8 protein-coding genes, 1 tRNA gene and 1 CRISPR repeat array are annotated in these 11,929 nt (G+C 35.4%); of the genes, 8 read left to right on the forward strand and 1 reads right to left on the reverse strand.

Annotated features, from left to right (window positions below; translation table 11 throughout):
* Positions 1–48: 48 nt before the first annotated feature.
* Positions 49–124, reverse strand: a tRNA-Lys gene (locus F3G91_RS01945).
* A 210-nt stretch (positions 125–334) separates the two neighbouring features.
* On the opposite strand from F3G91_RS01945, the gene F3G91_RS01950 reads away from it, so the two are divergent.
* The 8 genes from F3G91_RS01950 to cas1 all read left to right on the forward strand — a co-directional run bounded on the left by F3G91_RS01950 (position 335) and on the right by cas1 (position 8,598).
* Complete coding sequence (locus tag F3G91_RS01950) at positions 335–1,027, forward strand: CRISPR-associated endoribonuclease Cas6 (protein WP_149700521.1); 693 nt, start codon at positions 335–337, stop codon at positions 1,025–1,027.
* Positions 1,028–1,196: 169 nt separating this feature from the next.
* A complete protein-coding gene (locus F3G91_RS01955) occupies positions 1,197–2,963 on the forward strand; it encodes a TM1802 family CRISPR-associated protein (RefSeq protein WP_149700522.1) in 1,767 nt (588 codons plus the stop codon).
* Between the two features lie 10 nt (positions 2,964–2,973).
* Positions 2,974–3,915, forward strand: coding sequence for a type I-B CRISPR-associated protein Cas7/Csh2 (gene cas7b, locus F3G91_RS01960; protein WP_149700523.1), 942 nt, complete (start codon positions 2,974–2,976; stop codon positions 3,913–3,915).
* Position 3,916: 1 nt separating this feature from the next.
* Positions 3,917–4,627 (forward strand): CRISPR-associated protein Cas5, encoded by a 711-nt coding sequence (gene cas5 / locus F3G91_RS01965; protein ID WP_149700524.1) that lies wholly within the window; start codon positions 3,917–3,919, stop codon positions 4,625–4,627.
* Positions 4,605–6,803, forward strand: coding sequence for a CRISPR-associated helicase Cas3' (gene cas3 / locus F3G91_RS01970; protein WP_149700525.1), 2,199 nt, complete (start codon positions 4,605–4,607; stop codon positions 6,801–6,803). The genes cas5 and cas3 overlap by 23 nt, the downstream gene beginning before the upstream one ends.
* Positions 6,803–7,303, forward strand: coding sequence for a CRISPR-associated protein Cas4 (locus F3G91_RS01975; RefSeq protein ID WP_149700526.1), 501 nt, complete (start codon positions 6,803–6,805; stop codon positions 7,301–7,303). The genes cas3 and F3G91_RS01975 overlap by 1 nt, the downstream gene beginning before the upstream one ends.
* Before the next feature lie 8 nt (positions 7,304–7,311).
* The gene (gene cas2, locus F3G91_RS01980; RefSeq protein ID WP_021089505.1) at positions 7,312–7,590 is read left to right on the forward strand and encodes a CRISPR-associated endonuclease Cas2; all 279 of its coding nucleotides are present in this window, start codon (positions 7,312–7,314) and stop codon (positions 7,588–7,590) included.
* 9 nt (positions 7,591–7,599) lie between these two features.
* Positions 7,600–8,598, forward strand: a complete 999-nt coding sequence (cas1, locus tag F3G91_RS01985) for a CRISPR-associated endonuclease Cas1 (RefSeq protein ID WP_149700527.1) — start codon at positions 7,600–7,602, stop codon at positions 8,596–8,598.
* Positions 8,599–8,750: 152 nt separating this feature from the next.
* Positions 8,751–11,752: a CRISPR direct-repeat array (repeat unit 30 nt; unit sequence ATTAGAATTTACTCCGTTGGAGTTTGAAAC).
* Positions 11,753–11,929 lie beyond the last annotated feature (177 nt).

An 11,929-nucleotide genomic window follows, 5' to 3' on the forward strand; every position in this document is an offset into this window, starting at 1 on the left:
AAAGTAGAGTCCTGAGCCACTAGACGAAAGGGTCATAAACCCAAAAAATGGTGTCCTGCGTTGGATTCGAACCAACGGCCCCCTCATTAAAAGTGAGATGCTCTACCGACTGAGCTAGCAAGACATGATTATTTAAAAAAGAATTGAGATTATACAAAAAACATTATTATATGTCAAGAAAAGAGCATTTGAATTTCAGAATAAGTCTTTGATTTTATTTAGCTACATTATTTTAAAATAAAAAATAAATTCTAAAAAATTTATTTTATATAATTGTCTATTTTTTAGAAAATTTTGAGTTATAATCCATTTTAGCAACAAATAAGGAGCAAGGATGATCATTATAAATTCACGCCTACCTACTCAAAATTTAAAAATAGCAAAGTCTTTATCCAGGCTCATACAAGGCTATATTTATAGCTATTTGCCAAAGGCTGAACATGACGGATATACACATAAAGAGAGTGGTAAAAATTTTAAAAGATCAAATTTTGATTTTAGATTAAATGGCTTAAGTTTAGAGATAAGATTTAGCTCGTTTGTACCAGAATTTGAAAAAACGATCGCTTTTGCTGTGCTAAAAGATGGTTTAAAACTTGGCAATATTTGTTTGCTTGATACGTCTGTGTCAGTTAAAGAGCATAGAATTTCACAAAATGAGGCTATTTTTCAAGGATGCGTAGCGTGTTCGGTCGTTGGACTTTTGGGATACAAAGTGCATCTTGAACCGCAAGACTCTAGGCATCTTGAAATGATGAAAACAAACGCGCTGCAAAGATTTGAAACACTTATGAGGTATAAATATAAGGGCGAGTTTGAGCTAAATTTGCTTTGGCAAAATTTACAAAAACCTTTTTATTTTTACTATGGCAACAACAATATGCCAGTCAGAGCATGGCCTGCAAAATGGCATATCAAAGCAAAACCAGAGCTTATAAATTTGATCCTTGATGTGGGAGTTGGTAGTGGATGTATGAACTGCGGACTTGGATTTTTAGAAGTGGTAGAAGAAAAGCAAGTTATGTAGAATATAAATTTCAAATCCTATAAGGATAAAAGCTTAATACTTGCTTTTCAAAGTAGGCATTTTATATAAAATGCCATAAAAAATCAACTAAATCAGTGTAAAATATAATAACTTGACTTTTAAAAATATTTGGAGTAGAGTAACACTTACTTAGTTTAAGGAGCATGTTTTGGCTGATATAGTTAAAATTCTTGCTGACATAGGCGAGGTATATGAAAAAGAAGAGCTTAAGCTCAAAAATGGCGCTCACAAATACGACAAGATCAAAGTCTATCTTTGCGATATAGCGACCAAGCAGATCGAGCCAAATTTAAACATAAGCAAAGATGACTTAATAATATGTAGATTTGGCGTTGGAGCAAATTCTGGCAATCTTTTCCCAAATTCTCAATTTTTATCCAAAGAAATAAATAAAGACGAAGCTAAATTCATAAGAGGCATTTTGAAATCTATTTCAAATTTGCTCTCCTTTTTTGAGCCAAACATTATAGAAAAAGACGCTATTTTATCCATACTATTAAGCATAAACGAAGAATATTTTGTTGGTATTATAGATGAGATCAAAGGTCTTGATGAGTTAAAAAACGAAAAAGGCAAAAAAGTCGCTACTTTTTTCTCGCTCTCATATAATGGCAAGCCGGTTTCTGCATATTTTAAACAAATTTTTGAAAATCATATCAGCGTAAAAGAGCAAAAATCATCTTACGGATACGATATTTTGACAAATGAAAAAGGTATCGGCGGAGATGCAAATTTAGCGTTTTGCTCGGTAAATGAGATGCCTGCTAATATGCAATTTATCAAATCAAAGCTCCTGCCACTGAGCGCCAATAGCGCAAAAAAGGTAGAAAATGGCTTTAAAGCGATAAAAGATAAGCTATCGCATAATTTTTATGGTATGAAAATGGCGATTTTACCGACTATTTTGAGTAGCTCAGTAAATTTAGAAGAGATCGTAAAAATACTTGAAGAGACTTCAAAGAGCGACATAAAAAATATTGAAATCGCCGAGGAAGCCATAAAATTTAGCATAGATTATTATCTCGAGACAACAGCTAAAAAGCAGGAAAATTTACCTGTTTTAAATACGATTTTATTTTACACGCAAAGCAACGCTGCTATCGATTTAAAGCTTGCGATAGACGATGTTTTACCATCTTTTATCTCTCGCATCTCAAATTTAATGAGCCGTTTTAACATAAAAGCCTTCTATGAAAAAAATAGCGGCACAGATGAGACGATCTATCTGCAAAATTTATTTGAAAGCAGGCTTGGCGTGATGAGCTTTTTACTATCAAGAAATAAATTTGATTTAGAGATTATGATAGAAAGATATAGCGATCTGATTTATCATGGTAGCGTCAATAAAAGTTACGCAAAAAAGTTGGAATGGAGCAAATATTTTAACGATTTTTATAAAGAAAGAAAGTTTGAAAATATTGCAAAATATCAAAATTTCTTTAATGAGATCGATGTCTTAAACAAAAAACTAGTCTTTCAAAAGGAGTGCGATTTGGAAAATTTAACCGATAAAAAAGAACTGATCAAAGAGCTAATCAAAAATAGCGAGTTTTTAAATCAAAACGATGCGCTCATTAGCGCTTATTTGCTCGGTATGCTAAGTGCAGCAATGATAAACTGGCAGCTTGGCGTGAACGGCGGCCTATCTTTTAGCAACTGGCTCAATGACTGCGGATCTATAAGTATGGAAAATTTAGAGCGAATTTGGACCAAGTGCGACGAGATGATTAGAAAGCTTAAGGCCGCTTCTGGCAAGCCAAATTCTAACATTGAAAACATAAAAGAGTGTTTGATCGAAATTTTACCGCAGGTCTTTTCTAAGGAGAGAAAGATGGTAAAAACCTCGCATACTACGCTTGCTTTTGCTATGGGCGGAAGTGACTATCGTAAATTTATAAAAGAAAAAACAAAATAAGGAGAATAAGATGCAAAAAAAAGAGATACTTTTTTTATGGGACGGAGAGAACTGGAACCCAAACGGCGATATGCTAAAAGATAACGCTCCTAGGCGAGATGATGAAACTGGAGTAGCTGAGGTGACGGACGTGCGTATAAAAAGGACTATTAGAGATGAGATCATGAAAAAAGATGAGGCGTCGATTTTTATAAAGGAGTATAGGATAGAGGATGCCCTACTAGACGCTAAAACTGCGATCAGACAGAGCATAAATATAAAGCAAAACAAAAGCGAACTGCAAAAAGAAATTTTGTCAAAATTTATCGATATCCGCGCATTTGGCGGAGTTTTGCCTATTTCAGATAAAGACGAGATGAAGCAAGACAAAGAGATAAAAACTGCAGGTGTTCAATTTACTGGGCCAGTGCAGTTTAGACTAAGCAAATCCCTAAACAAGGTCGAAGTGGAGCATGTTAAAGGAACTGGCGCTTTTGCTAGCGACTACGATCCAAATGATCCAAAAAAACAAAAAGATCAAGCGACTTTTAGAGAAGAGGAATTTATAAAATACGCTATTTTTGCTACTTATGGCATCATAGATAACTATAATGCGACAAAAACAGGCTTTAACGAAGCCGATGAGGCTAAAATTTTAAAAGCCTTGTGGCACGGCACTAAAAACCTAACAACTCGCTCCAAAATCGGTCAAACTCCAAGATTTATGCTAATCATCACATACAAAGACGATACGTTTGCAGGCGATCTAAACAATAGCATAAGCCTAAAAAGCGAAAAAGAAGATAGAGTGATAAGAAGCATTAATGAATACACTATCGACTTTACAAATTTAAAAAATAAACTCGCGAGATATGCTGCAAATATAGAAAAGATAGAGTATATGAGTGATTATGATTTTGAAACGATAAACAAAGAAAATTTTGATAGTAGCTGGAAAAAGATAGAGGCATAAAATGAGCATTGTTACTTTTAGATTATTTGGCGATTACGCTCATTTTTCGCATCCAGCGACGATTTACTCTAGCTTAACCTATCCAGTGCCGCCAAAAACTACCATAATGGGCTTTTTAGGCGCCGTTATAGGCGAGGAGGACTATTTTAAGCTTTCAAACATCCAATACAGCGTAAAAATAGATAGGCAAATTTTAAAAAAAAGTTTTGTCTTTAACGGCATAAAATTTGCCCTATCAAGCAATATGCACATAGAGGAAGGCTATCAAAACGCAAAAGAGAAAAAGCAGTTTTACAGAGAGCTAATCTGCTCGCCGTCTTATGTCGTATTTTTAAATTTAGAAAATTTAGAGCAAAGTTATCAAGATAAAATAATCTCAAATTTAAAGGAGCATAAAACCGCCTTTACGCCCTATCTTGGGATAAATTTTTGTATAGCTGATTTTAGCTGGATCGATATAAAAATATGCGAAAAAATATCGCAAGATGAAAGCTTTATAAATACATTTACGCTTATGGATGATTTTGTTTTTGAAGGCATTAATGAAAATGCGAAATTAACTACGGCAAGAATGCCTTGTGGCTGCGAAAATGGACGAATTTTTAAAGATTTTAAAGACTTTGTAATGGAGATAAGCGGCAAAGAGCTTATAAAATCTAAAAATCACGGAAATATTTATCAAATAAACGATGAAAGAGTCTATTTTATTTGACGAGTTTTGGTCTCATCCAAATAAACTTTTAGAAAATCATATAAAAAATATGATCTCGCCTGACGATGAAGAGCTGGGTAAGCAGGTCAAGCTCTATCACGACATCGCAAAACTGAAAAATAATTTTCAAATTTACATCAGAGATACTTCAAACGACAAGCTAGATAAAAACCACTCGCTCTTGTCGGCATATTTTTTCTTGTTAAACTCAAAATTTGATGAGATACTAACCCTGTTTGGCTTTCTTGCCATCGTTTCGCACCACGGCGACGTGGTAAATTTAATGACGCTAGCCAGAGAAGCTAATAAATTTTTTAAAAACCAAAAAGAGCTAGAGCAGTGGGACGAAGTGGCTGGCGCTGCTAAAAACATTAAGATTTATTCTGGATTATCTACAAAAAAAGATGAGTTTTTAGATAGAGCAGAAAAGCTTCGTCAATACTTAGTTTTATCGCAATACAGGCACAAATTTACCTATGAGGACTTTATAAATTTCAAAAGTCTATATTCAAATTTGATTTATAGCGATAAATTTGAAGCTATTTTTAGCATGCCAAAACAGCAAACCAAATATATACCGATAGACGTTTTAGAGAGTGATATCCAAAATTTGTCGCCAAATAAAAAGCGAGATGCGTTTAGAAATTTCGTCTTAAATAACTTTGACGAAAACTACAAACTTTTTACTTTGACTGCGCCTACGGGCTATGGCAAGACCTTAACGGCATTAAATTTTGCATTGAAATTTAATAAACCTCGCATAATTTATGCGCTTCCTTTTACCTCAATAATCGATCAAACCTACGATATAGTCGTGAAAATTTATAAAAATAGCGATATTTTGGTCAGCAAGGCACATCACAAAACGACGATAGATGAAGAAAATTTAACCGACGAAGACAGATACTCAAAGATCAAATTTCTAATGGAGTCTTTTAGTGGCGAGATAAACGTAACTACGCTTTATCAGCTGATATTTGCGCTATTTGGTAACAAAAACAAAGATAATGTTAAATTTAATCAGCTAAAAAATAGCGTCGTTATCATCGATGAAGCGCAAGCGATCCCATATAACTTTAGAAAAGATTTTATCCTGCTTTGCGAGATCATTTCGCAGAGGCTTGGCACTATTTTTATATTTATGTCGGCGACGATGCCAGTTATCAAAAGCGAGAAATTTAAAGAAATTTCAAATTTAGACTATTTTGCAAAGCAGGACAGATACGTCATAAAATGGCTTGATATAGGCGGCGAAGATGAGCTTTTAGAAAAAATTTGCGAGGCTGCAAGCGATAAAAATACCATCGTCGTCGTAAATACTATCAAAAAAGCGCAAGAGCTATTCGCAAAGCTAAGGGATAAATTTAGCTGCTTTTGCCTAAACGGATATATGTATGACGATCACAAGTGCGCCACTATAGAGGCTGTAAGGTGCGCGATAGATAAAAGCAAAGTTGATCCACTCGCAAGCAAAATTTTACTTATCTCCACGCAGTCCATCGAAGCTGGAGTGGATCTTGACTTTGACATTGGTTTTCGCGAAGTCTCACCTATTAGCTCTATCATACAAACAGCAGGCCGCGTAAATAGGCATTTTGGAGAAATTTGCGGCGAGCTATACGTCTTTCCTGAAATAAGCAAATTTACAAATTTGATTTACGGCGATTTGTATAAAGTAAGCGGAGCTATTTTGGGCGATCTTAAGCAAAAAGAGGTGCGAGAGAGCGAAATTTTGGAAATTTCAAATTTGTATTTTCAAAAGATAAGCAATCAACTGGAAAATTTGCATATAAAAAGCGAGATAGAAAAGTTGGAATTTGAAAATATAAACCAAAAAATCGAGGATATCATGAATGACAACTACAAACAAACCATAATAATCGAGCCTGAAGAAAATTTCATTAAAGATTTTGAAGCTAAAATTTTTGAGATCAAAAATAGTCCAAATGAGAAATTTACCATAAGAGATCTTTTTAAAAACCACATCAGAAAGTTGTCGAAATTTAGCATAAATGTAACGTTAAAAGATATGAATAAACTAATGCCAAATTTAAAACAGATAAACGGACTAAAAGATATGTTTTATCTGCCGTTTGGCTCGTCTTATTTTTATAGTGCCGAGTATGGCCTTAAAAAAGATACAAATTTAGACATAACCGACGAGGTATTTGACTAATGTTCTCAAAAGATCAGATCACTGGCACGCTTGTGAATTACTACGTCACCTGCAAGCGTGAGGCGTGGCTTTACGCACATCAGATCCACGCGGACCAAGAGGATGAAAACGTGCTAATGGGCAAGGCTTTGGCTGATATCAAAGAGCAAGATCTGCAAGAATTTGCCTTTGGCAACCTTAAATTTGACAAACTCTCAAAACAGCACGGCCACTACCTCATCACTGAGTATAAAAAGAGCCTAAAAAACGAGCTTGCAGGCAAGATGCAACTGCTTTTTTACATCTATCTTTTAAAAACGGGCTTAAATTTAAAAGAGGTAAAAGGCAAACTAATAAGCGGTAAAAAGGTGATATTAGTTGATGACACCAGCGAAAATTTCGCTCTAGTAGAGCAAATTTTAAGCGAGATAAGCGCACTTGCAAATTTAGAAAAGCCGCCCAAATTTACGCAGGGCAAATTTTGCCAAAACTGCGCATATCACGACTATTGCACTGCTTAGGAGGCAAGATGTATGTGATACTTTTTTACGACATCGCAGGGCGCGAGCAAAAAGAGCGAAATAACGCAAATCGTATCAGAAAAGCGGTCGAGAAGTTTCTGCCTCGCGTGCAGTTTTCAGTCTATGAGGGCGAGATCCGCGAGAGCGACTTTAAAAAACTAAGCAAGACGCTGCAAAAAGAGTGCGTAAGCGAGCTAGACTCCATCGTCATCTATACATTTAACTCACTAAAATACTCCGAGCGCATCGTCATTGGCGTAGATAAAAATAGCCCGGTATTTAGCTAAGGAGCAAATATGCAAAAGAGCGACAGAACGCACTTTATACTTAGTCCAGGCAGGCTTTATAGGCAAGATAACAATATCTACTTTGAAAAATTTGACGAGACAGGCGCGCTCGCCGCTAGTAAAATTTTGCCGGTAAATGCGATCGATGAAATTTACGTGCTGGCAAAAGTGCAGATCGACACCTACACCATCGCATTTTTAGCGGATAATAACATCCTTTTGCACATCTTTAGTCCGTATCAGAGCTTTCGCGGGAATTTCTACCCAAATACGCCAAACTCCGTAAATAAAAGCGGCTTTGTGTTGCTTTGTCAGCTCCGCTCATTTGATGATCCGATCAAACGTGCATATATCGCGCGCGAGATCACTAGAGCCCACATCATAAACGACGCGGCAAACTGCAAAAGACACGGCGTAAAATTTGACGCACAGCCACACCTAAAGGCACTAGATGCCGCCACTAGCGTGCCTGCTATCATGGCGGTAGAGGGTGCATTCCAAAAGCTCTACTACGAAAAGTGGAACGAGATCATCGCAGATCAGCGAAGCTTTAAATTTACCGTCCGCTCAAAGCGCCCGCCAGCTGATAAGATCAACAGCTTCATAAGCTACGTAAATACGCGTATCTACAATATCTGCTTAAGTGAAATTTACAAGACCGAGCTAGATCCTCGCATCGGCTTTTTGCACGAGCCAAACTACCGCGCGCTAAGCCTACATCTCGACCTTGCGGAGATTTTTAAGCCGATCTTGGGAGATACGCTGATTTTTAACATGCTAAATAAAAAAGAGATCACCGCAAAAGACTTCCAAACGGACGCTGGCAGGATAAAATTTAGCAACTACGCCGTGCAAAAGATCGAGCTAAAGATGATCTCGCGCCTTTGCGAGACGCTCACGGTGGGCGGTAGGGAGCTAACGTGGAGGCAGGTGATCCGACGCGAAGCAAATAAGCTTAAAAAGTGTATCTGCGAGGACGCGCCTTATGAAGGCTTTGGGTGGGAGTGAAATCGCATTTTAATAAAGCGTTTTTTAAGATTTTAAAAAGCTTGAAATTTAGGGCTTGGCGTATTTATACATGGCTAAAATTTAGTCAAATTTAAGGCGAAAAAATATAGACTTCTTGCATCAAAAGGCCTATAAATCAGCTTTTTGGTGCTATTAAAATTTACTCCGTTGGAGTTTGAAACAAAAAATAGCTTGGTTTTCTTCATCGGCTACAAAATCATTAAAATTTACTCCGTTGGAGTTTGAAACTAAAGCGTTTTTGAATGGCTATTGAATAATCAAAATATTAAAATTTACTCCGTTGGAGTTTGAAACAATGGTTTTGGCATTTTTAAAAATAAAGATAACGAATTAAAATTTACTCCGTTGGAGTTTGAAACAATGCGTATATAATAGCTTGTTTTGTATACCCGCAATTAAAATTTACTCCGTTGGAGTTTGAAACAAGGTAAGAGTTTTTTATTAATTTGACAAGAGCCAATTAAAATTTACTCCGTTGGAGTTTGAAACCAAATATCAAAGGTTATATCTTTTCTAAAGTAAGAAATTAAAATTTACTCCGTTGGAGTTTGAAACAGATAAGCTCGTAATAACTAATGTAATTATCAAAAAGAATTAAAATTTACTCCGTTGGAGTTTGAAACAAAGTCAAAAATTTTCAGAGAAGAGATTTAAAATAATTAAAATTTACTCCGTTGGAGTTTGAAACGCAGTGGTCTTTTTGTTTATGCCACTAAGAACTAAGAATTAAAATTTACTCCGTTGGAGTTTGAAACCTACTAACTTTACCAAGCCCCATATTTGCAAGTGAAAATTAAAATTTACTCCGTTGGAGTTTGAAACATCGTGATAAGTCTGAAAAGCAGTTTGTTAGCTTTATTAAAATTTACTCCGTTGGAGTTTGAAACAAGAGTGGTTTGATTATGCTGGACTACCTTATCACTTATTAAAATTTACTCCGTTGGAGTTTGAAACCACGAAGCAAAAAGCCATGAGTGGCACGAAAAAAATTAAAATTTACTCCGTTGGAGTTTGAAACTGATGAACGAAGCGACGATGACGGCGACTGGGTATTATTAAAATTTACTCCGTTGGAGTTTGAAACAATTTTGTTTTTTCTGCTGTTTGAGTTAGGCTCTTGCCATTAAAATTTACTCCGTTGGAGTTTGAAACGTTGATGCTGGACTTTGTGAGATGAAAGAACGCTATTAAAATTTACTCCGTTGGAGTTTGAAACAGAAATAAAACCCATTGGTAATTCAATACGGCCACATTAAAATTTACTCCGTTGGAGTTTGAAACAATGTAAGTCAAAATCGATGTGATCGGATAAAATAATTAGAATTTACTCCGTTGGAGTTTGAAACATGGCTATAAAAACGCCTATTTGGCTTTGCTTTTGGATTAGAATTTACTCCGTTGGAGTTTGAAACGAAAATCGGCTATCTCTCTCTTTTTAATGATAAAAATTAGAATTTACTCCGTTGGAGTTTGAAACCTTTTAAATGGTTATCAATTCTAGGATCATCTGGATTAGAATTTACTCCGTTGGAGTTTGAAACTTGTTGATAGCATGTATAAAGCCCTAGATCATATGGGAATTAGAATTTACTCCGTTGGAGTTTGAAACCAGCAACAAGAGAACCGGGAGCTAAAGAAGCGAAATTAGAATTTACTCCGTTGGAGTTTGAAACAATCTAAAAAGTGTAATAGCTGAATAGCAACCTTCGGATTAGAATTTACTCCGTTGGAGTTTGAAACAAGCCATTTTAGCTTTTTTGATATCTCTTGATTGAATTAGAATTTACTCCGTTGGAGTTTGAAACATGTGAGTAGCAAACCACTCTCCCGCTCTCAATTTATTAGAATTTACTCCGTTGGAGTTTGAAACAAATTTGTAGCACTAACGTCTCTTTGCCTGCGAATTTATTAGAATTTACTCCGTTGGAGTTTGAAACCGGCAAAGGCGTAATTAAAGGCATTTTTGAGATAAGCATTAGAATTTACTCCGTTGGAGTTTGAAACAAAATATAAACCTTGATTATGATCTAAATACCATGTTCATTAGAATTTACTCCGTTGGAGTTTGAAACGTCTATGAGTTTTATAAACGAGAGTTTTGGGATAAATTAGAATTTACTCCGTTGGAGTTTGAAACTCGCTCATTTCGCACCCTCTTAAACGGATTTACGCACCATTAGAATTTACTCCGTTGGAGTTTGAAACTTAATAAAAAAATAGCTTTTTTCGTGAAAAAATGTATTATTAGAATTTACTCCGTTGGAGTTTGAAACTCTAAAAACGTAAGCGTAAAGCCAAAGATAAATTTTTATTAGAATTTACTCCGTTGGAGTTTGAAACTTTTGTCGTAATGTCTTTATTTGAAACCGATAAATCTATTAGAATTTACTCCGTTGGAGTTTGAAACCGTTTGGGTGATCGTCTTGCTACTTGTGGCGCAAATCAATTAGAATTTACTCCGTTGGAGTTTGAAACTTGACATCTTCGACAACGTAGTTTTTAAGATCGAATTAGAATTTACTCCGTTGGAGTTTGAAACGATTGAAGTAAAGCGACTAAGAAAATCAGCCCTGATTAGAATTTACTCCGTTGGAGTTTGAAACAAGTTGTTTTGGTTGATAAAATTTCAAGGACTGAAAGAATTAGAATTTACTCCGTTGGAGTTTGAAACAGTATGACAAAGGTTTATCCCTAAAATTCTCAACATTAGAATTTACTCCGTTGGAGTTTGAAACAGTATGACAAAGGTTTATCCCTAAAATTCTCAACATTAGAATTTACTCCGTTGGAGTTTGAAACTAGATCCTGACGCTTACGAACAAGGCAATACTGAATACATTAGAATTTACTCCGTTGGAGTTTGAAACGTCCAGCTTTTGGTGCTTGGCTGGCTTCTTGTTTTGATTAGAATTTACTCCGTTGGAGTTTGAAACGTCATTTTTCTCGGTGCGATTAAAAAACATAACTTTTATTAGAATTTACTCCGTTGGAGTTTGAAACAGTATATGGAACAGGCTCACAAGTGGAGATTATACAATTAGAATTTACTCCGTTGGAGTTTGAAACATAAAAATAGGATATGAATTTTATTTTATGAATTTATATTAGAATTTACTCCGTTGGAGTTTGAAACAAAGGGACAGTATAAGTTCTTGTTTTAAAGTTTATATTTGACACAAATTAGAAAAACGACTTGATCAAAGATAAAATGAAGCAAATTATCGGATAAATGAAATTTAAAGAGTGTTGTGAAATTTTTTGTCAATTATAATTAAAACAAAAAATATATGAATTTTTAAAGCCTACTTGT

Origin of the sequence: Campylobacter concisus (assembly GCF_902460715.1) — a bacterium.
Lineage (GTDB): Bacteria > Campylobacterota > Campylobacteria > Campylobacterales > Campylobacteraceae > Campylobacter_A > Campylobacter_A concisus_AK.

Excerpts from the sequence above, each read along its gene's own strand:
- F3G91_RS01975 (WP_149700526.1), top strand. The coding sequence starts at position 6,803 with ATGTTCTCAAAAGATCAGATCACTGGCACGCTTGTGAATTACTACGTC.
- cas7b (WP_149700523.1), top strand. The coding sequence starts at position 2,974 with ATGCAAAAAAAAGAGATACTTTTTTTATGGGACGGAGAGAACTGGAAC.
- cas2 (WP_021089505.1), top strand. The coding sequence starts at position 7,312 with ATGTATGTGATACTTTTTTACGACATCGCAGGGCGCGAGCAAAAAGAG.
- cas5 (WP_149700524.1), top strand. The coding sequence starts at position 3,917 with ATGAGCATTGTTACTTTTAGATTATTTGGCGATTACGCTCATTTTTCG.
- cas1 (WP_149700527.1), top strand. The coding sequence starts at position 7,600 with ATGCAAAAGAGCGACAGAACGCACTTTATACTTAGTCCAGGCAGGCTT.
- cas3 (WP_149700525.1), top strand. The coding sequence starts at position 4,605 with ATGAAAGAGTCTATTTTATTTGACGAGTTTTGGTCTCATCCAAATAAA.
- F3G91_RS01950 (WP_149700521.1), top strand. The coding sequence starts at position 335 with ATGATCATTATAAATTCACGCCTACCTACTCAAAATTTAAAAATAGCA.